This window comes from Thermocatellispora tengchongensis (assembly GCF_014202315.1).
Classification (GTDB): domain Bacteria; phylum Actinomycetota; class Actinomycetes; order Streptosporangiales; family Streptosporangiaceae; genus Thermocatellispora; species Thermocatellispora tengchongensis.
Window position 1 is genome coordinate 220,233 of sequence record NZ_JACHGN010000011.1, and the last position, 18,293, is coordinate 238,525.

Consider the following 18,293-nt stretch of genomic DNA (forward strand, 5'->3'; position numbering starts at 1 on the left):
GAGGGCTTTGCCGTCCGAGATCGGGGCGCCGCATGGCTGCGCGACCGCTCGCCCGGTGAGGTAGATGACCGACACATTACCGGCAAGTTTCATGAATTTGCGGAAAAGTCTTGCCGTCCCTTGGGTGATCAAGCATTCTTCTGGCTACGCGGACAACCGTCCCCCAACCACCTCGATTCTCGGAAGGGGGCTTCATCCCCCATGCACAACCCCAAGCCGCCCCTACGTAGCCGAATCCGCCGCATCCTCCTCGCCGCCGCGGTCATCGCGTCCGGTCTCACCCCCCTGGCCGTGGTGCCGACCGCGGCCCCCGCCAATGCCGCCGTCACGTTGAACGACAGCGAGGTGACGGCCAACCTGTGGCAATGGAACTGGAAGTCCGTCGCCGCGGCGTGCACGAACCATCTCGGGCCGGCCGGGTACGGCGCGGTCCAGGTCGCGCCGCCGCAGGAGTCGGTCAGCCTCCCCAACAGCAGCGACGGCGTGCACCCGTGGTACGAGGTGTACCAGCCCGTCTCCTACAAGCTCGAAAGCCGTTTCGGCACCCGCCGGCAGTTCGCCGACATGGTGACGGCCTGCCACAACGCGGGTGTGCGGGTGTACGTGGACGCCGTCGTCAACCACATGGCCGGGGTGAACAACCCCGCGGGCACCAGGGGCTACGCCGGCACCGAGTTCAACGGGCCCGGCTACAGTTTCCCGGCCGTCCCGTACGGCGCCGGCGACTTCCACCGCCCGGGTGACAACTGCCCGACCTCCGGCGGCATCGAAGACTGGAACAACGAGGCCCAGGTGACCAGTTGCGAACTGCTGTCACTGGCCGACCTGTACACCGAGAAGGACTCCGTCCGCAACAAGATCGCGGCCTACCTGAACGACCTCGTCGGGCTCGGCGTGGACGGGTTCCGGGTGGACGCGGTCAAGCACATGAAGAAGGACGACTTCGCCGCGATCCTCGCCAAGGTGAACAACACCGTCGCCGAGGGCAGGCGCCCCTACGTCGCCCAGGAGATCTTCGACGGCGCCGCCAACGACGCCCTCAAGGCGCGTGCCTACATCGGCAACGGCGACGTCTTGGACTTCGCCTATGCCAAGGGCGTCAAGGCCCAGTTCCAGGGCTCGATCGCCAACCTCGCCACCCTGCCGAGCTGGAACCTCGACGCCCCGAGCGCCAACGTCTTCGCCATGGTCACCAACCACGACCTGGAACGCGACGGTGTCGTGCTGTCCTACAAGAACGGCAGCGACTACGTCCTGGCCAACTACTTCATACTGGCCTACCCGCACGGCAAGCCCTCGGTCTACGACAGCTTCACCTGGTCCAACCGCAACCAGTCGCCCCCGGCCGACGGCAACGGGTACGTCACCGACACCGTGTGCGGGAGCAACTGGACCTGCCTGACCCAGTCCACCGGGATCAAGGGCATGGTCGGCTGGGCCAACACCACCAGGTCCGTCAAGACGGTCTCGGACTTCAAGGCCGTCAACAGCAACGTCATCGGCTTCCGGCGCGGCGACCGCGGCTGGATCGGCATCAACGACTCCGGCAGCGCCGCCACCGCCGAGTTCGTCACCGGCCTGGCCGACGGTGACTACTGCGACGTCATCTCCGGTACCGCCACGGGATCGGGCTGCACCGGCACCACGGTCACCGTCTCCGGCGGCAAGGCCACCGTCACGATCCCCGCCAACAACGCGGTCGCGCTCCACGCCAACGCCAGAGCCACCACCAGCACCGCCAAGATCGCCACGTCCTTCAACGCCACGGTCACCACCTACTACGGCCAGAACGTCTACGTCGTCGGGAACATCGCCGCCCTCGGCGGCTGGAACCCCGCCGCGGCGGTCCCGCTGTCCCCGGCCGACTACCCGATCTGGCGCGCCACCGTGAACCTCCCGCCCGCCACCGCCGTCGAGTACAAGTACATCAAGAAGAACCCCGACGGCTCGGTCACCTGGGAATCCGGCGGCAACCGCACCTTCACCACCCCGTCCACCGGCACCCGTACCAACAACGACACCTGGAGGTGACCGGCCGTAGCCCAGACCGGCGGCCGGACCCGGCGGGGTCCGGCCGCCCCGGCGGCGGCGTGGGCATCGGCGGGCGCGCCCGCGCGGCGCAGGCGAGTGGCTCTAGACTCCCCCACCGTGAACAACTGGGGTGCGACCCGGTACGGGGACCCGTGCCGCGAGTGCGGTTACAACTGGTCGATCACACCTGAACAGGCCATCGACCTGGTGGCCGCCATCCCGCAGCGATACACCGAGCTGCTGACCGGCAACGACGCCAGGCGCCGGCATCCCGATCTCGACTGGACCGCCGGCGGTTACGTGTGCCACGTCACCGACAACCTGCGCATCTGGGCCGAGCGGCTCGTCAGCGCCGCACTGACCGGCGACAGAGACATCACCGGCTACGACGACGTCCTCCTCGCCCGCGCCCGCGCCTACAACCAGGTGCCGATCTCGGGCGCCCTCTGGTCACTGAGGCTGGCCGTCGCCGCGTGGGGCCAAGCCATGGAACTCGCGGCCCGAACCGACGTCGTCCTGCTTCATCCCGAACGCGGCCCCCAACCGTGGTCCCAGGTCGCCCGGACCAACGCCCACGACGTCTTCCACCACCAGTGGGACATCGAGCGCACACTCGCCCATCACACCTGACGAATCAGCCCAGCTCATAGACAACGGTGAGGACGCGGTCGGGGTCGCCGGTCAGCTCGATCAGGACCGGCAGCGAGCCGCCGGTGGGGCTGGGCTGGTCGGCGCGGTCGATCCGGCCGCCGGTCGGGGCCGTGTCCAGGGCGCGGGCGCCGAGCCCGGCGAGGCACGGTTCGTCATCGACGTGGCCCCGGCGTGGCACGTCCCGCTGGCCGGCCGACCCGGAGGCGTCCCTCTCCGCGAGGGAGCAGCACCCAGCCGATGGATCGGCGTCCGGCAGCGGCAGGCCCCTGTGACGGTTCATGAACGTGCCGGTTCGTGGCGTGTGGTGGTGGCGGAAACGGTGTGGCCGGGGTGACGCAGGTCGATGGTGACGGTGGCCGGCGGGAGGCCGTCGGCGCGGGCGGTGACCGTGACGGGGCCTTCGGCACCGGTGGGGCGCAGCACGGCCAGTGCGTGGCCTTCGTAGGTGGTGCGGGAGGCGGCTTGGAAGGGTTCCTCGGTGGATGGCCTGGCCGTGCCCAGGGCTTGGAGGGTGGCGGGGCCGTCGAGGTGGATGGTCACGGTGCGGTCGCTTATGGGGTTGATCGTCCCGTGCTCGTCGACGAGGCAGATGTCGATGTAGGCCAGGTCTTGCGGGTCCGTGCTGATGTGCGGCCGGTCGGGAGTGAGCCGCAGCCGCGCGGGCTCTGCGGCGGTGAGCAGCCGGCAGCGGCCGCTCTCGGCCCCGCCTCGATAGGCCACCGCCTCCAGCGTGCCGGGCTGGTACGGCAGGTCGGCCGTGGCCAGGAACGCCTTGCCGGTGCCGACGGGCACTTTGGCCGCGGTGGTGCCGTTGAGCACGAACTCGATCTCGTCGGCGTCGGCGTAGGCCTCCACCCGGACGGGGGTGCCGGCCGGGACGTCCCAGGTCCAACTGGCGATGGAGTCGCTCCAGGCCCATCCCTTGGGCTGGAAGGGGTGCTCGCGGTGCTCGGGGCGTTGCACGGCCAGGTAGGGGGTGGGGCGCAGGCCGTAGACGATCTCGCGGTAGTAGGAGACGGGGCGGCGGCGGCCGGTGATGTCCAGGTCGCCCGTGGAGGCGGTGAGCCACGGATAGGGAGCGCCGAAGGAGGCAGGCTCACCGGGGTAGGTGGGGCGGCCGATGCCGCTCTCGCCGAGGTAGTCCCAGCCGGTCCAGGTGAAGTCGCCGATGATGTGGCCGTGCTCGGTGACGAGCTTCCAGTACCGGTCGATGAGGGTGGGGAAGGTCTCCGAGCCGACCACGACCCGGTTGGGGTAGGCCTCCTGGTCGATGAGGTAGCGGGAGTCACCGTAGTTGAGCCCGACGACGTCCAGCACCGCGGCCGACTCGGCGATCCGCTCGCCCACCTCGGGCAGGGCGATGAGCGCGCCCATGCCGTCGAGCATGTCGTTGAAGCCGCCCTCGGCGGCCGGTTCGCCGCTCACCTGAGCCTGTGCCATGAGCGCGGGGATCTGGTCCAGGATCGCCATCATGCCGTTGAGGGCGTTGGTGACCAGGCGGGTGGGGTCCTGGGCCCGGATCCGCTCGGCGAGCAGGCGTCCCCAGCGGGCGCCGTGCGGGGTGCCCGCTTCGAGGATCTCGTTGCCGATGGAGTAGAAGATCACGCTGGGGTGGTTGAAGTCCTTGGCCACCAGGGCGTCCACGTCCCGCTCCCACCACTGGGGGAACCGGCGCGCGTAGTCGTCGTCGGTCTTGCCGATCGTCCACATGTCGAACGTCTCGTCCATGACGAGCATGCCGAGCCGGTCGCAGGCCTCCAGCATGGCGGTGCTGAGCGGGTTGTGCGCGGAGCGGATGGCGTTGAAGCCGGCGTCCTTGAGCAGTTGCACCCGCCGCTCCTCCGCGCGGGCGATGGCGGCCGAGCCGAGGGGGCCGTTGTCGTGGTGCACGCACGCGCCGCGCAGCTTGACGGTGGCGCCGTTGATGCGCAGGCCCCGGATCGGGTCCACCGACACGCTGCGGATGCCGAACGTGGTGCGGGCCTCGTCGACCTGCCCGTCCGCGCCGGTGAGCCGGACCGTCGCGGTGTACAGGTTCGGCTCCTCGACGCTCCACAGGGCGGGGTGGCGGATGTAGGCGCGCTTGCGCACGGTCGCGCGCTCCCCGGCCAGTACGGTCAGCGGGGCGTGGTCGGTGGCCACGATCTCGCCGTCGCCGTCGCGCACCTCCACCAGCACATCCACGGTGCGGGTGCCGGTGCCCTCGTTGATCACCTCGACGGCGACCGCGGCGACGGCCAGCTCGTCGTCGATCTGCGGCGTGGTCACCCGCAGGCCGGTCGGGGTGATGTGCAGCAGGTCGCCGATGAGCAGGTGCACCGGCCGGTGGATGCCGCCGCCGCTGTACCATCGCGAGTCCTTGTGCGCCTGGGCCTCGACCCTGATGGTGTTGGCCTGGCCGTAGCGCAGGTAGGGGTCGGCGGCGATGTGGAAGGTGGAGTAGCCGCCTGCCCACTGACCGGCGAAGGCGTCGTTGATGTACACCATGGCGTCGCGGTACACGCCCTCGAACTCGATGGTGACCCGCTTGCTCGCCCATGAGGCGGGCACCTCGAAGTCCTTGTCGTAGCGCCAGGCGCCGGGCCGGTGGTATCCGGTGTGCGAGCCGTCCGAGCCGTCGGGCGACCTGCCGCCGGCGAGCATGGCGTCATGGGGCAGCGTGACGGCGACCGCCTCGGCTGCGCCGCCCGTCGCCATCTGCTCGAAGATGGACGTGCGGCCGCAGACGCGCCAGCCGTCGTTGAAGGGTTCGCGGATCATGGTTGTCCTCTCCTCGCAGGGGGGCGTCAGCGGACGCCTTTGATGAGGCGCACCGACAGGGCGCCCAATGCGGTGCAGGCGATCAGCATCACGAAGACCAGCCGGTAGTCGCCCGTGACGCCGACTATGGCGCCGGCGACACTCGGGGCGATGATCTGCGGGCCGGCGTTGGCGATGTTCATGATTCCCAGGTCCCGGCCGGCGTTGTCGACGTTCGGCAGGACCCGCGTGATCAGTGCCTGGTCGACCGCCATGTAGACGCCGAACGCCGCTCCGGAGACGGCCGTGGCCACCCGGCGAAGGCCCACCAGTAGTCCGGCGCGCCGCGCAGACCGGAGATCGCGCCGACGGCCTTGTTCTTCCGTGTTGACCGGGCGTCCGGTTCCGGCGCCGGGCGGTCCTTGGTGGTCAGGGCGAAGATCTGGGTCAGCAGCAGGAAGAGCCCTGCGACCAGCAGGTAGCCCATGAAGAGGTCCTGCGACAGCCCGGCCAGGGCGACACCGGCGTACGCCCCGATCATGCCGGCCGCCCCCAGCACGCCGGACATGCTTCCGCGCAGCCGCTGCGGCACACGCTCGGGGAGCACCGCCGTCAGGCTGGCCTGCGTGGCGTTGAGCGGCCACATCATCGCCGCCCACGCGATGGCGATCGCGGCCGTCGAGGTGAGCTGGGACATGGCGACCAGCCCCAGCGCACCGACGATGCCCGCGCCGAAGATCCACACGTTGCGGCGGCCGAGGAAACGGGTGCGGGTGCGATCCGACAACAGCCCTGCGATCGGCTGTGAGGCCACGCTTGAGACGGCGGAGACGCTCAGGGCCATCCCGAGCGCCGCGGCGGAGGCGGCCTGCTCCGGCACGATCGCGGCGATCTGCTTGCCGAGCAGCACCTGCATCACACCTCCCCACACGGCATTCATCGCGACCATGGCGAGCGGGTAGATCACCCACAGCCAGCGTCCTATCGCCGGTTCGGCAGCAGGTGGCGGCAACGTGGGGGCGTCGCTTTCGTGGGGGGCGACCTTTGGATCCTGGGCGGGCATGAGTTCTCCCATCAGTTCACGCGCGTGATTCACGCGCGTGAATGGAGAGCGTAGGCTCTGGCCTGCCGTCCCGTCTAGCATCTATCCGGGGCGAACAGCTCCGAATGTGAACGGGAGTGCCGATGAGGGTCAGCAGCGAAGACGTCGCCCAGCGCGCGGGTGTGTCCCGCTCGACGGTGAGCTACATCCTCAACGGGCACGGCGACCGCTTCAGCCGGGCCACCCGAGAGGCCGTCGAACGGGCGGTGGCCGAACTGGGCTATCGCCCGCATTCGGCCGGTCGCGCGCTCGCGCGCGGGCAGAGCGACCTGGTGCTGCTCGTACTGCCGATCTCGCCGAACGGCCAGTTCAGCCAGATGGCCGACCGCCTGACCGACGCGCTGGCCGAACACGGCCTGTCCTTGCTCATGTGCTCGGCCACCGCCTCCCCGCAGTCCTTCGCGGCGGTCATCACCACCACCCGGCCCCGAGCGGTCATCGCACTGTCCGAGCTGAGCGAGGCCAAGCGAGCCGTCCTGCGTTCGGCCGGCGTACGCGTCCTCGACATCGCCCACGCGATCTCCCAGCCCGGCGGGCACAGTTGGACCGTGGGACGGATGCAGGCCGAGCACCTGATGCAGCGCGGATACCGGCGCATCGCCTATGCCCGCCTCATCGAAGCCCGCGACGACGTGCTGCTGCGCGCCCGCGAGCAGGGTGTGCGCGAGGCGTGCCGGGCCGCCGGCATGGACGAGCCCCAGGTGATCACCGTGGCGCTCCGCGCGGACGCCGACCTGGACGCCGTCGCCTCGCTGCCCGCCGGTACGGGCCTGGCCTGCTACAACGACGACACCGCCGCGGCGGCGCTGGCGGCCGCGCGGGTCATCGGCCGCACGGTGCCGCAGGAGCTGGGAGTGGTGGGCGTTGACGACACACCGGTGGCCACCCAGACCAGTCCCCGGCTCACCACCATCGGCTTCGGCCTGTCCGATGCCGGGGATCGCCTGGCCCGGGTTCTCCTCCAGCACCCCGAGCCCACCGACGCCGACTTCGCCGAAACAGGCGAGTTCTGGCTCATTCAGGGCGAATCTACATAAAGCCCCTGTTGCAGCGGCGTGTGCAAGGGCTTGCGCACGCACCGGACGGCCACTAGCTGGGACGAGGTTCGGTCTGGTTCCAGGTGGCGTGGATGGAGCCGAGCAGGTTGAGAGCCTGGGCGCTGGGGCTGCCGGGTTCGGCCTGGTAGATCACGAGCTGCTGGCCGGGGCTGTGCCGTACGTCGAAGGCCTGGTACGTGAGGGTCAGGGGGCCGACATCCGGGTGGAGGAGGTGCTTGGCGTCCTGGGTCTTGCCGCGGACGGTGTGGGTGTTCCACAGGCGGGCGAAGTCCGCGCTGTGCTCGGTGAGCGTACGGACGAGTTCGCGCAGCCGCGGGCTGCCGGGATCGAGGCCGGCCGCCTGGCGCAGGTTGGCCACGACGGCTTGTGCCGTCCAGCTCCACTGGGTGTAGAACTGCCGGCCTGCCGGGTCGAGGAAGGTCATGCGGGCCAGGTTGTCCGCCTGCTCGAAGGGTGAGTACAGGGCGGCGGCGAGGGTGTTGACCGCCAGGATGTCCAAGGTCAGGTTGATGACGAAGGCCGGGGCGCCCGGGTAGCCGTCCATCAGCTGGCGCAGGGCGGGGCTGACCCGGTCGGTGGTGTGGGTGAACCGGTCACTCGGCGATGTCCCGGCCAGCCGGTACAGGTGTGCGCGGGCGTCGGTGTCGAGTCGCAGGGCGCGGCTGAGCGCGTCCAGGACCTGCGGTGACGGGTGGCGTTCACGCCCCTGTTCGAGGCGGGTGTAGTAGTCGGCGTTGACACCCGCCAGGACGGCGACCTCCTCACGCCGCAGCCCGGTGACTCTGCGCGTACCGTAGGCGGCCATACCGACGTCCTGCGGGAGCAGCCCCGCCCGGCGCGCGCGAAGGAACTCTCCCAGCTGGTTGTCAGGCATGCATGCAGGCTATCCGTGGGAGCGGCATCCTGCCTGGGTGTATCTCACCCAGGCAGCACGCGTCCTGGTTGACGGTCACCGAACCGCGCAGACTCGGTGGTGCAGGACAGATCCGCACGTACCCCTAGAAGGAGTCCGGCATGGCGAAGACCACTGAGGACGCTGTCGATGTGGTGGGCATGTGGGTGACCGCCGACGGTCACATCCGCCAGGAGTTGCGCCCGGACGGCCGGTACGACGAGGCCCGCGGCAACCGGCGCAGCGCGTACACCGGCCGTTACACGGTGACCGGCAGCCACATCGACTATGTAGACGACACCGGGTTCACCGCGACGGGCGACATCCGCGACGGCGTGCTTTATCACGAACACCTCGTGCTCTACCGGGAGTAGACAAGCCGTGCGGCTCAGCGCGAGCCCTACGGGCGCCCTGAGGATCACCAGCCCGGCAGGCACGCGGCTATGGGGCCGGCATCGGGCTTGTCCTCCACTGGTCGAGGTGGGCGTCGATGAACTCGTGTATCGACGTGGGCTCACGTCCGGTGATCTGCTTCACGGCCGCCGAGAGTTCGCCGAAGCCGCCGTGCCGGACGCGACGGTAGAGGTCGTCGAGAATGTCCGCTGTCCAGGGGTCGAGCCCATGGAGGGTCTCCTGCGGGGCGGGGTCCTCGGCGCGGATGCGGTGGCCGAGGCGCGCGGAGAGCTCCTGCGCGACGGACGCGACCGTGACCGGCTCCGGACCGGTGATCGTGTACGCCTGGTCGCGATGCCCTTCCGGCGCGATGAGGGCGGCCACGGCGACCTCGGCGATGTCGCGCGCGTCCACCCACGCGATCGGGGCGCCGCCCGAGGGCAGGCTCAGGACGTGGTCGTCCCGTATGGCGTCGCGGTAGAACCTAGGGTCGGTCAGGACCTGGTGGAACCAGGACGGACGGAGCAGTGTCCAGGAAGCGGCCCGAGTGACGACCGCGTCCTCGACCCGGCGCGCCCAGTGGTCCGGTGCGAGCGTTCCGGCTCCCTGCTCGGACAGCAGGACGACATGCGCGTCCGGATGCATCTCGATCAGACCGGCGACGAGTTCGGGGGCGGCGGGAAGGTCGGGACGCATCAGGTAGATCGCGTCCACGCCTGCTGCCGCTTCGCGCCAGGTCGCCCGGTCGTGCCAGTCGAACCGGACGGGATCGATCCCGGTGGCCGGCGTCGCGGCGTGCTGCGACGACCCGGCGCGGACGAGGATCCCGGAGCGGCCTAGCCGGGCGGTCACCTCGCGTCCTGTCTTGCCTCGGGCCCCGGTCACCAGCACCGTCCGGGTCATGCCTGCTCCCGGAGCCGGACGACGACCTTGCCGACCGTGGGCGCTGCGCTGTTCAGCAGGCCCAGCAGTGCTTCGGGCACCCGCTCGATGCCGTCCAGCACCGTCTGGCGGTGACGGATCTCGCCGGAGCGTACCCAGGGCCCCACCTCGGCGCGGAAGGCGGGCATCTGGTCCTGGTGGTCGGTGACCAGGAAGCCGCGCGCGGTCGCCCGCTTGGTGACCAACTGGTACAGGTTCCGCAGGCCGTGTGGTTCCCGGCCGTCGTACTGGCTGGCCATCCCGCACAGGGCAAGCCGGGCGCCGATCCGGAGGTGGTCGATCGCGGCCTCCAGCTGGACGCCGCCGACGTTGTCGAACACCACGTCGATGCCGTCGGGCGCGGCCTGAGCGAGGTGCTCACCGATCGCGCCGTCGTGATAGTCGAAGGCGGCATCGAAACCGAGGTCGTCCACCAGGTGCCGCACCTTGGCGGTGGACCCCGCGCTGCCGATCACCCGCTTGGCGCCCCGCAGCCTGGCGATCTGACCGGCGATGCTCCCGACCGCCCCGGCCGCTCCCGTGACGAACACCGTGTCGCCGGGTCGCACCGACGCCACCTGGGTGATGCCCAGCCATGCGGTCAGGCCCGTCGCGCCGAGCACACCGAGATGGATTTCGGCGGGCAGATCGTCGGTGTCGATCGGGACGACCCCGGCAGCGTCGATCACGGTGGCCTCGCGCAGCCCCAGGAAATGCTCGACCACCTGGCCCGGCTTGACGCCGTCGGCCCGGGACTCGACGACCACGCCGACCGCTCCTCCCTCCAGCGGCGCGTTCAGCGGGAACGGAGGGATGTAGGAGGGGCGGTCGTCCATCCGGCCACGCATGTACGGGTCCACCGACAGGTGGGTGTTACGAACCAGGACCTGACCGGGCCGCAGCTCGGGAATCCGAGCTTCGACCAGCGCGAAGTCATCGGCTGACGCGCGCGCCTGCGGCCGTCGTGTCAGGTGCCACTCCCGGGCCCATCCTTTGCTGGTGACCGTCATCGGAACACCCCTTCCCCAGATACTTGATGCACTCAAGCATCTATCCTGGCACACATACTTGAGTGCATCAAGTTCTGGGTAGAATGGCCCCATGGCCGTACCGACCGGGCTCGTCAGCGCCTCGACCGATGCCGAACGGGCGATGTTCGACTTCGTTGACGCCTACGACCGCGCATACGAGACCGCCGCCCTGAAGCACGGGCTGACCGTGGCGCAGGCCTGCGTGCTCGGGCGGCTGACCCGGCAGATCGGGATGCGAGAACTGGCCGACGAACTCGGCTGCGACGCCTCCAACATCACCCAGATCATCCGCAGGCTCGAAGCTCGCGATCTCGTCCGCCGTCGCCCCCACCCCGACGACCGCCGCTCCCGGCAGATCGTCCGGACCCCCAGCGGAACCCTCCTCTACGCCGCCTTCGAGGAGTCCTTCGAGTTCGCCCGGTCCGCCATCGCCAATCTGAGCCCCCGCGAACAGGACCAGCTTGCCGCCCTGCTCCGCAAGGCCCTCAACGGAACACGAGAACCGAACAGTCAAGCCACTTGAGGCGCGATCAAGGCACCGCCCGGCGACTCGGCCACGCCCTGGGCGAGCCGGTCGTCACCGTACGCCGAGGCGGGACGGCTCGGACGGCTGTCGGCGTCCCGCCTCGGGTCCGGGGTTCTACTTGGTCTCCAGGTCGCGTCGGCGGAACCCGTACAGTCCGACGGCGACGAGTCCGGCCGCGATCGCGGTCAGGATCAGCAGCGGGGTCCAGGTGAAGTCCTCGACCGGCAGCCGCGGGATGTGGCCGAACGGCGACAGATTGTTCATCCACTCGGGGAACTGCAGGATCGTCCCGAAGTAGCCGACCACGCCGGCGTACACCACGACCAGCCAGGCCAGTGCGCCCGCGCGCGGGAACCATCCCACCAGGGCGGCCGCGAGGCCGGCCGTCACCCACAGCGCCGGGATGTAGACCGCGGACGCCGCCATGATCTCCCCGAACAGGCCGCTCTCATTCACGGTGGGCGCCCCGGTCGCGGCGAGCATCAGGCCGGCGAGCAGGATCATCACCGAGCCGCCCGCCAGCGCCACCGTCAGGTGACTCGCGAGCCAGCCGGCCCGCGACAGCCGGGTCGCCAGTACGGGCTCGGCGCGGCCGGCGTTCTCCTCCGCCCGTGGCCGCAGCGTCGCGATCACCACGTAGATCGCCGCGACGATCGCGAGCACGGTCATGATCATGGTGATGAACGAGTCCACGAACGTGGCCCCACCCATCTGAGCCGCTTCGCTGAACAACTCGACGTCCCGGAACATCTCCTCGACGTCGCCGAGGAACGGCCCGTACGACATCCCGAGCACCATCATGCCGGCGGCGAACCCGATCAGCATGCCCCGGTGCAGCCGGAGGGCGAACCCGATCGGCGTGGTCAGCGCGCGCGAGGCCACCGGCCTTCCGCGCCGCGCCGCGCGCAGTCCGGCCCCCACGTCGCGGCGCAGGCTGAGGGCGAACCCGATCCCGGCCAGCACCACGGCCGCGGCCAGGTTCAGCAGCAGCGGCCACCAACGGTCGTCCAGATAGGCGAAGGTCTGCTGTGCCCAGCCGATCGGCGAGGCCCACGACAGTCCGCTGTCGGCCGAGTCTCCGGCCGCCCGGACGAGGTAGGCCGCCCCCACGACGGCGAGCCCCATGCCGGAGGCGCCCCGGGAATGCTCGGTGATCTGGACGGTCACCGCGGCGACCCCGGCGAACGTGATGCCGGTCGCCGCGTGCGCCGCTCCGTACAGCAGCGACCCGGCCCAGGTGACTCCGTCGATCCCGAGCGAACCCAGGCTCAGCGTGAGCAGGAGCGCGAGGGCGATGTTCGCCGCGGCCGTCAGGATCAGCGCCGCGGCGAGCTGGGCGTGCCGGCCCACGACGGCGGCCCGGACCAGCTCGGACCGTCTCGTCTCCTCTTCGGCGCGGGTGTGCCGGACGACCATGAGGACGCTCATGATCCCGACCATGATCACCATGAAGCCGAGCAGCTGGTGACTCACCATCGAGCCGTAGGTGTAGTCACTCAGGTAGTGAACCGGCCCGGTGAAGGCGAGGCCGGCGGGGGTGTTCATCGTGGCGCCCGCCGCCTGCCGCTCGGCGGCGGTCGCGTACAGCGCCGGGTAGGCGGTCGCCGGCATGATCGTCCCCAGCGTCAGGGCCGCCAGCCATACCGGGATGCGAATCCGGTCGCGCCGAAGGTCGAACCGCAGCAGGGTTCCCGTTCCGGCCAGGGCACTCCCCCCTGGCCGTGCGGTCGTGCGCCGGAAGGCCGGTGCGGCGGTCGCGGTCATCTCAGTGCTCCGTGGCGGTTTCCGTTGGTCTCTGCGGCCAGTTCGTCGCCGTAGTGCCGGAGCATGAGCTCTTCGAGCGTGGGCGGATGACTGGTCAGCGCACGGATGCCGAAGCCGCTCAGGTGCTTGATCGCGCCGTCGAGGTGCTCCCCGTCCACCGCGAACCGCACGCGGCCGTCGCCGACCCTCGCCTCGTGCACGCCGGGCAGCCGCTCCAGGCCGGTCACCGGAGTGGCGGTGTCCGCTTCGATGGTCGTACGGGTGAGGTGCCGCATCTCGGCCAGTGTTCCGGACTGCACGATCTTGCCCAGCCGGATGATGCTGATGGTGTCGGCGAGCTTCTCGACCTGGGCGAGGATGTGGCTGGACAGCAGCACCGTGCGGCCCGCCGCCTTCACCTCGCCGATGACGTCCTGGAACACGACCTCCATCAAGGGGTCGAGACCGGCCGTCGGCTCGTCCAGCAGCAGCAGTTCGACGTCGGACGCGAGCGCGGCCACGATGGCGACCTTCTGCCGGTTGCCCTTGGAGTACGTGCGCCCCTTCTTCGACGGGTCCAGGTCGAAGCGTTCGATCAGCTCATCGCGCCGCCGCTTGTTCAGGCCGCCGCGCAGCCTGCCGAGCAGGTCGATGGCCTCGCCGCCGGTGAGGTTGGGCCACAGCTCCACGTCGCCGGGCACGTACGCCAGGCGGGCATGCAGCGCCACCGCGTCGGCCCACGGATCGCCGCCCAGCATGGTGACCGAGCCCGCATCCGGCCGCAGGATGCCCAGCAGAATCCGGATGGTCGTGGACTTCCCGGCGCCGTTGGGGCCCAGGAAGCCGTGAATCTCTCCTGTGTTCACCGTGAGGTCGAGCCCGTCGAGTGCTCGCGTGGACCCGAAGGTCTTGACGAGCCCGGAGGTGGCGATGGCAGTGGTCATGTCGTTTCCTGGTCTCGCGCCTTTGCCTGTTTCGGGGGGTTGTCCGATTGCTGTTCGGCGGCCACCATGGCGTCCCGCCACTTTTCGTAGAGCTGCTCGTTGATGACTCCCTTGGCGAGGATGTCGGCGTTGATCCGCGCCCACTTGATCGCGGAACCGGCGGTGTCGTCGATCAGATCGATGCCGAGCAGCCGCTCGACCTGCTCGTGCAGGACGAGCGCGCCCATCTGCCACAGGAACAGGACGACGGCCCGCTCACGCGGATTCTCGGTGGGCGTGAGAAGTCCACTCTTGACCCCTTCGTCCATGTAGAGCAGCGAATTCTCGATCATCTCGTCGACCAGTTCGTCCACGTGGGCAGAACCGTCCACGATCGTCTTCGCGAGGTATCTCATGATCGGTGTGCCTTCGTAGGCCTCCCGAACCGCTTGGAAGGGATCGAGGCTCTTGCCGGTCGTCGCCGCCATCGACGTGCTCTTCTGTTCCTTGATCACCGATGCGACGTACTCGTCGCACGCGGCGCGAAGTCCCTCCTTGGAGCCGAAATGGTGGATGACCAGCGGTGTCGACACTCCGGCGTCTGCGGCGATGTCCTTCAGGTTGGTCGCCGCCACGCCGTGGGCGGCGAAGCGCTCGATCGCGGCGTCCCGGATCCGCGCTCGCGCGGTCCGGTCGCGATCGTCGAGCGCGCGTCTTCGTCTGGGGCCGGCCTCTGCCATCGTCCTGATTCCTGAACTGAGATAAGTAAGCTGAACTGGATTCAGGCTAAATCGCGTTCAGTATCCTGTCAAGGATTCAGGCCGGAGGGTGATGGCGTCGATGAGGTCGCACCTCGTCGCCCGTCTGCGCCGCCTGCCAAGCCAGGCCGCACGTACTGGCGAGGTCATCGAGCGGCGGGCCCTCAGGACCGGAGGGCGCGGAGCGCGGGCTTCCTCGCCGGGCGGACGTCCAGGAGCGGGACGTGCTGGCGCAGGGCGGCTACACGGCCCGGCGGGCGCCGGAGGCCGGGGTGCTGGACGAACCGCTGATCCACCAGATGCGTCGCGCCCCGCGACTCGCCGACCATCAGCGCGCCGCCGCCCCGAGCGTGGCTCCCCGTTGGCCTACTCGGCCGGACCGTATCCGGTCGTGTGCTCGCGGGTGTCCATGATGGCGTGGCAGACGCCCATCATGCGGTCGTGCTCGCTGGTCGTTCTCGGTGCATCAGCCGACGTCTGAGCGAGCGTCCAGGCTGCGGATGGAAGCCCGGTAAGGACCCCCACCACCGCCCCGACCGTGATCGCCTTGGCCATGCCGCGGTGGACTTCCATACAGACCACCCCCTTACCAACCAGGCTAGAACGGCATCGTGGTTCAAGGGGCGCCGCTAGGGAGTCAGGTGGGCCGGTAACGGGCTTTGATGTGGAAGCGTTCGCCCTGAGGGCCGAGGATGCTGAGGAACTCCACCGGGCGCTCATCGGCGTTGCCGAACCAGTGCGGGAGGTGGGTGTCGAATTCGGCGACCTCGCCGCTGGAGAGGACGAGGTCCTGATCGCCGAGTACGAGGCGCAGCCGTCCGTTGAGGACGTACAGCCAGTGGTAGCCCTCGTGGGAGCGCGGATCCGGTTCGAGGTGGTCGGTCAGGCCGGCCGGGAGGATCTGCTTGTACACCTGCAGCCCGCCGGGCCTGCGGGTCAGCGGGATGACGGTGATGCCGTTGTGGCGGAACGGGCGTGGGTACAAGCGGGGATCGCCGGTGGGCGGGGCGCCGACGAGCTCGTCCAGCGGCACCTGGTAGGCCCTGGCCAGCGGTAGCAGCAGTTCCAGGCCCGGCTTGCGATGCCCGGACTCCAGCCGCGACAGGGTGCTGATCGCGATGCCCGTGGTCTCCGACAGGGCGGCGAGGGTCGCTCCGCTGCGGCGGCGCAACTCGCGCAGCCGGGGTCCGACGGCGGCCAGGACGGCATCGAACTCTTCGCTCATGCGTTCACCGTGCCGCACGTTTGCGGCTTTCACAAAGAAATTTGCAATTTTGTCGGGCTGGAGGACCTTGGTGGTGTTCCGGGGCGGTGTCCCCGCGCGCGTCCGCCGGTACCGGCCGCCGGCACCCGCAGGACGGGTGGGCGAGATGTCGGCAGCACATCAGGCATGCTCCCGGACCCGGAAGCCAAATAGTAGATAAGCAGATCATATGTTACGGAACTATCTGCTAGGGTCTTACTTGTCGTCCCGCCTTCCACGCACAGGAGATGTCGATGTCCGCGCGCGCCCTCATCGCCGACCCGTCCGCCCCCGAGAGCATCGCCTTCGGAGAGATCGCCGACCCGGTCGCCGGGCCTGGGCAGGTGCTCGTTGAGGTGATGCACGCCTCACTCAACTACGCCGACCTCAACAACGCGAACTCCGGACGCATCCCGGCAGGGGCGCCCCTGGGGCTCGACGCCGCCGGGATCGTCCTGCAGGGGGCGGCGGACGGTTCCGGCCCCGCCGCCGGCAGCCGTGTCGTGCTCTTCGCGGACGGCGCGTTCGCCGAGCGAGTGGCGGTCGATGTGTCGTCGGTGGCCGAGGTCCCGGAAGGGGTCGGCCTGGCCGAGGCGGCCGCCCTGCCGACGGCGGGCCTGGCCGCGCTTCGCTCGCTGCGCGGAGCCGGCATCGCGCCCGGCAAGCGCGTCCTGGTGACCGGCGCCTCGGGCGGCGTGGGACGGTACGCGGTACGGATCGCCGCCCACGCGGGGGCGCACGTCATCGCCTCGGTCGGCTCCCCCGGGCGGGGTGACGGCCTGGCCGGTCTGGGCGCCGATGAGGTGGTCGTGGGGCTGGACGACGTCAAGGAGTCCGTGGACATCGTCGTGGAGACGGTCGGCGGGCCTCATCTGGTCAGGGCCTGGGAGTTGCTCGCCCCCGGCGGGAGCCTTCAGTCCGTCGGATGGACCTCGGGCGAGCCGGCCGTCTTCCCGCCGTACGCCACCGTCGGGCCGCCCAAGACGCTCACCTCGTACGTCAACGAGTTCGGGGCCGCCGAGGACCTGGCCGAGTTGGTGCGGCTCACGGCCGACGGCACTCTGGCGCCCGAGATCGGCTGGCGCGGCTCCTGGGAACGCTTCGCCGAGGCGGCCGCCGCGCTGCGCGGCCGGCGCGTGAGGGGGAAGGCGGTCTTCGACCTCACGTGACGACCGCTTGCTGATCAATATCAGCCCAGCATCTCCCATGGCGCCGCACGCCCGCATCACCGAGGCGGAAACGGCGTCATGGACGTATCGTCAGGACTCCATCGTGCATCGACGTGAGTTCCTCACGGTCGCCGCCCTGTCCGGCCTGGCGGCGGCCTGTGGCTCCGGTCCCGAGGCCAGGTCCTCGTCTCCGGCGGCCGCACTCGACTTCGCCAATCCGCTGCGGGTGCCCCCGCTTCTTCACCCCGAGCCGGACAAGGACGGCGTACGACGCTTCGAGCTGTCCATGCAGGCGGGCCGGACGCGAATCCTGGCCGGCAAGCAGACGTCCACCTGGGGCCCACGTCATCGCCAACGACGGCGGCCTGCTCGGCGCCCCGGTCGAGGTCGAGGAGTTCTCACTCACCCCCGGCGAGCGCGCGGAGTTCATCGTGACCTTCGCACCGGGCGAGCAAGTGGTCCTGCGCACCGCCGGCAACGGCGTGGACATCGGCGAGGGCGACTTCGACCTGCTGAAGCTCATCGCAGCCAAGGACCTCAAGCCGGCTCCTGACGTCCCCGCCCGCCTGGCCCCTCTGACCCCCATCACCGCGCCCGCCGGCGCCAGGGTACGGCGCTTCAGGCTCAGCGGCCACGACGCCATCAACGGCAAGGAGATGGACATGGCGCGCATCGACGAGGTCGTGCCCGCCGGCGCCGTCGAGATCTGGGAGATCGAGAACAACGTCTACTCCCACAACTTCCACATTCACGAGGTCGCCTTCCAGGTGCTGGAGATGGACGGCTCCCCTCCGCCCGCCTACGCCGCCGGCTACAAGGACACCGTGTACGTGCCCGCCAAGAGCGTCGTGCGGCTCGCGGTCCAGTTCGGCGACTTCATCGACCCTGCCTCACCGTACATGTACCACTGCCACATCCTCCGGCACGAGGACTCCGGGATGATGGGGCAATTCGTGATCGTCGCACCCGGTACCGAGAGCCAGGTGAGCCTCACCATCCCCACCCACACAGGGCACTGATCGGCGACCCCTCGGGGAAGACGCGTACGCCGCGTCAAGATTGCGTCAAGATTCTGCCGGTAGCCGTAGGAAACGCGTCAATAAAGGGCCGGCC

At 69.8% G+C, this 18,293-nt stretch carries 19 protein-coding genes; 7 read left to right on the top strand and 12 right to left on the bottom strand.

The annotated features are described in order from the left end of the window. Positions 1-201 precede the first annotated feature (201 nt). Both HNP84_RS25855 and HNP84_RS25860 read left to right on the top strand, forming a co-directional pair. On the top strand, positions 202-2,031 hold the full coding sequence (locus tag HNP84_RS25855) for a carbohydrate-binding module family 20 domain-containing protein (RefSeq protein WP_185052492.1): 1,830 nt from the start codon (positions 202-204) through the stop codon (positions 2,029-2,031). 117 nt (positions 2,032-2,148) lie between these two features. Next, on the top strand, positions 2,149-2,661 hold the full coding sequence (locus HNP84_RS25860) for a DinB family protein (protein WP_185052493.1): 513 nt from the start codon (positions 2,149-2,151) through the stop codon (positions 2,659-2,661). Positions 2,662-2,665: 4 nt separating this feature from the next. Here the strand turns inward: HNP84_RS25860 and HNP84_RS51285 are convergent, their stop codons facing one another. From HNP84_RS51285 to HNP84_RS25880, 4 genes are read right to left on the bottom strand one after another with little or no spacing between them, the layout of a single operon-like run. Beyond that, a complete protein-coding gene (locus HNP84_RS51285) occupies positions 2,666-2,962 on the bottom strand; it encodes a hypothetical protein (RefSeq protein WP_221336744.1) in 297 nt (98 codons plus the stop codon). Further along, complete coding sequence (locus tag HNP84_RS25870; protein ID WP_185052494.1) at positions 2,959-5,442, bottom strand: glycoside hydrolase family 2 TIM barrel-domain containing protein; 2,484 nt, start codon at positions 5,440-5,442, stop codon at positions 2,959-2,961. The genes HNP84_RS51285 and HNP84_RS25870 overlap by 4 nt, the downstream gene beginning before the upstream one ends. 26 nt (positions 5,443-5,468) lie before the next feature. After that, positions 5,469-5,696 carry a hypothetical protein gene (locus tag HNP84_RS25875; protein ID WP_185052495.1) on the bottom strand — a complete coding sequence of 76 codons (228 nt, stop codon included), beginning with the start codon at positions 5,694-5,696 and terminating at the stop codon, positions 5,469-5,471. Next, positions 5,675-6,484 carry an MFS transporter gene (locus tag HNP84_RS25880; RefSeq protein ID WP_185052496.1) on the bottom strand — a complete coding sequence of 270 codons (810 nt, stop codon included), beginning with the start codon at positions 6,482-6,484 and terminating at the stop codon, positions 5,675-5,677. Before HNP84_RS25880 ends, HNP84_RS25875 begins: the two co-directional genes overlap by 22 nt. 122 nt (positions 6,485-6,606) lie before the next feature. On the opposite strand from HNP84_RS25880, the gene HNP84_RS25885 reads away from it, so the two are divergent. Continuing rightward, positions 6,607-7,560 (top strand): LacI family DNA-binding transcriptional regulator, encoded by a 954-nt coding sequence (locus HNP84_RS25885; protein WP_185052497.1) that lies wholly within the window; start codon positions 6,607-6,609, stop codon positions 7,558-7,560. Positions 7,561-7,612: 52 nt separating this feature from the next. Here HNP84_RS25885 and HNP84_RS25890 read toward each other — a convergent pair whose 3' ends face one another. Further along, positions 7,613-8,455 carry a helix-turn-helix transcriptional regulator gene (locus tag HNP84_RS25890; RefSeq protein WP_185052498.1) on the bottom strand — a complete coding sequence of 281 codons (843 nt, stop codon included), beginning with the start codon at positions 8,453-8,455 and terminating at the stop codon, positions 7,613-7,615. Positions 8,456-8,595: 140 nt separating this feature from the next. Here HNP84_RS25890 and HNP84_RS25895 point away from each other — a divergent pair, with 140 nt between their 5' ends. Beyond that, on the top strand, positions 8,596-8,847 hold the full coding sequence (locus tag HNP84_RS25895; RefSeq protein ID WP_185052499.1) for an Atu4866 domain-containing protein: 252 nt from the start codon (positions 8,596-8,598) through the stop codon (positions 8,845-8,847). A 67-nt stretch (positions 8,848-8,914) separates the two neighbouring features. Here HNP84_RS25895 and HNP84_RS25900 read toward each other — a convergent pair whose 3' ends face one another. Both HNP84_RS25900 and HNP84_RS25905 read right to left on the bottom strand, forming a co-directional pair. Next, on the bottom strand, positions 8,915-9,769 hold the full coding sequence (locus HNP84_RS25900) for an NAD(P)H-binding protein (protein ID WP_185052500.1): 855 nt from the start codon (positions 9,767-9,769) through the stop codon (positions 8,915-8,917). Next, entirely contained in the window at positions 9,766-10,797 is a 1,032-nt protein-coding gene (locus tag HNP84_RS25905) for an NADP-dependent oxidoreductase (RefSeq protein ID WP_185052501.1), read from the bottom strand. Before HNP84_RS25905 ends, HNP84_RS25900 begins: the two co-directional genes overlap by 4 nt. A gap of 91 nt (positions 10,798-10,888) precedes the next feature. Here HNP84_RS25905 and HNP84_RS25910 point away from each other — a divergent pair, with 91 nt between their 5' ends. Beyond that, positions 10,889-11,341: a MarR family winged helix-turn-helix transcriptional regulator gene (locus tag HNP84_RS25910; RefSeq protein ID WP_185052502.1), complete on the top strand. Its 453-nt coding sequence runs from the start codon at positions 10,889-10,891 to the stop codon at positions 11,339-11,341. 117 nt (positions 11,342-11,458) lie between these two features. Here HNP84_RS25910 and HNP84_RS25915 read toward each other — a convergent pair whose 3' ends face one another. The 5 genes from HNP84_RS25915 to HNP84_RS25935 all read right to left on the bottom strand — a co-directional run bounded on the left by HNP84_RS25915 (position 11,459) and on the right by HNP84_RS25935 (position 15,993). Beyond that, the gene (locus HNP84_RS25915) at positions 11,459-13,108 is read right to left on the bottom strand and encodes an ABC transporter permease (protein WP_185052503.1); all 1,650 of its coding nucleotides are present in this window, start codon (positions 13,106-13,108) and stop codon (positions 11,459-11,461) included. Then, complete coding sequence (locus HNP84_RS25920; protein ID WP_185052504.1) at positions 13,105-14,031, bottom strand: ABC transporter ATP-binding protein; 927 nt, start codon at positions 14,029-14,031, stop codon at positions 13,105-13,107. Before HNP84_RS25920 ends, HNP84_RS25915 begins: the two co-directional genes overlap by 4 nt. Further along, positions 14,028-14,750 carry a TetR/AcrR family transcriptional regulator gene (locus HNP84_RS25925; protein ID WP_185052505.1) on the bottom strand — a complete coding sequence of 241 codons (723 nt, stop codon included), beginning with the start codon at positions 14,748-14,750 and terminating at the stop codon, positions 14,028-14,030. Before HNP84_RS25925 ends, HNP84_RS25920 begins: the two co-directional genes overlap by 4 nt. A 384-nt stretch (positions 14,751-15,134) precedes the next feature. Next, the gene (locus tag HNP84_RS25930) at positions 15,135-15,341 is read right to left on the bottom strand and encodes a hypothetical protein (protein ID WP_185052506.1); all 207 of its coding nucleotides are present in this window, start codon (positions 15,339-15,341) and stop codon (positions 15,135-15,137) included. Between the two features lie 64 nt (positions 15,342-15,405). Then, entirely contained in the window at positions 15,406-15,993 is a 588-nt protein-coding gene (locus HNP84_RS25935) for a helix-turn-helix domain-containing protein (RefSeq protein ID WP_185052507.1), read from the bottom strand. Positions 15,994-16,265: 272 nt separating this feature from the next. On the opposite strand from HNP84_RS25935, the gene HNP84_RS25940 reads away from it, so the two are divergent. Further along, positions 16,266-17,180: a zinc-binding dehydrogenase gene (locus tag HNP84_RS25940; protein WP_221336745.1), complete on the top strand. Its 915-nt coding sequence runs from the start codon at positions 16,266-16,268 to the stop codon at positions 17,178-17,180. A gap of 431 nt (positions 17,181-17,611) precedes the next feature. Continuing rightward, on the top strand, positions 17,612-18,199 hold the full coding sequence (locus tag HNP84_RS53450) for a multicopper oxidase domain-containing protein (RefSeq protein ID WP_221336746.1): 588 nt from the start codon (positions 17,612-17,614) through the stop codon (positions 18,197-18,199). Positions 18,200-18,293: the final 94 nt, after the last annotated feature.

Bases quoted from the DNA above. Each gene is read 5' to 3' on its own strand.
- HNP84_RS25855 (WP_185052492.1), top strand. From the start codon at position 202: ATGCACAACCCCAAGCCGCCCCTACGTAGCCGAATCCGCCGCATCCTC.
- HNP84_RS51285 (WP_221336744.1), bottom strand. From the start codon at position 2,962: ATGAACCGTCACAGGGGCCTGCCGCTGCCGGACGCCGATCCATCGGCT.
- HNP84_RS25870 (WP_185052494.1), bottom strand. From the start codon at position 5,442: ATGATCCGCGAACCCTTCAACGACGGCTGGCGCGTCTGCGGCCGCACG.
- HNP84_RS25875 (WP_185052495.1), bottom strand. From the start codon at position 5,696: ATGGCGGTCGACCAGGCACTGATCACGCGGGTCCTGCCGAACGTCGAC.
- HNP84_RS25880 (WP_185052496.1), bottom strand. From the start codon at position 6,484: ATGCCCGCCCAGGATCCAAAGGTCGCCCCCCACGAAAGCGACGCCCCC.
- HNP84_RS25885 (WP_185052497.1), top strand. From the start codon at position 6,607: ATGAGGGTCAGCAGCGAAGACGTCGCCCAGCGCGCGGGTGTGTCCCGC.
- HNP84_RS25890 (WP_185052498.1), bottom strand. From the start codon at position 8,455: ATGCCTGACAACCAGCTGGGAGAGTTCCTTCGCGCGCGCCGGGCGGGG.
- HNP84_RS25895 (WP_185052499.1), top strand. From the start codon at position 8,596: ATGGCGAAGACCACTGAGGACGCTGTCGATGTGGTGGGCATGTGGGTG.
- HNP84_RS25900 (WP_185052500.1), bottom strand. From the start codon at position 9,769: ATGACCCGGACGGTGCTGGTGACCGGGGCCCGAGGCAAGACAGGACGC.
- HNP84_RS25905 (WP_185052501.1), bottom strand. From the start codon at position 10,797: ATGACGGTCACCAGCAAAGGATGGGCCCGGGAGTGGCACCTGACACGA.
- HNP84_RS25910 (WP_185052502.1), top strand. From the start codon at position 10,889: ATGGCCGTACCGACCGGGCTCGTCAGCGCCTCGACCGATGCCGAACGG.
- HNP84_RS25915 (WP_185052503.1), bottom strand. From the start codon at position 13,108: ATGACCGCGACCGCCGCACCGGCCTTCCGGCGCACGACCGCACGGCCA.
- HNP84_RS25920 (WP_185052504.1), bottom strand. From the start codon at position 14,031: ATGACCACTGCCATCGCCACCTCCGGGCTCGTCAAGACCTTCGGGTCC.
- HNP84_RS25925 (WP_185052505.1), bottom strand. From the start codon at position 14,750: ATGGCAGAGGCCGGCCCCAGACGAAGACGCGCGCTCGACGATCGCGAC.
- HNP84_RS25930 (WP_185052506.1), bottom strand. From the start codon at position 15,341: ATGGAAGTCCACCGCGGCATGGCCAAGGCGATCACGGTCGGGGCGGTG.
- HNP84_RS25935 (WP_185052507.1), bottom strand. From the start codon at position 15,993: ATGAGCGAAGAGTTCGATGCCGTCCTGGCCGCCGTCGGACCCCGGCTG.
- HNP84_RS25940 (WP_221336745.1), top strand. From the start codon at position 16,266: ATGTCCGCGCGCGCCCTCATCGCCGACCCGTCCGCCCCCGAGAGCATC.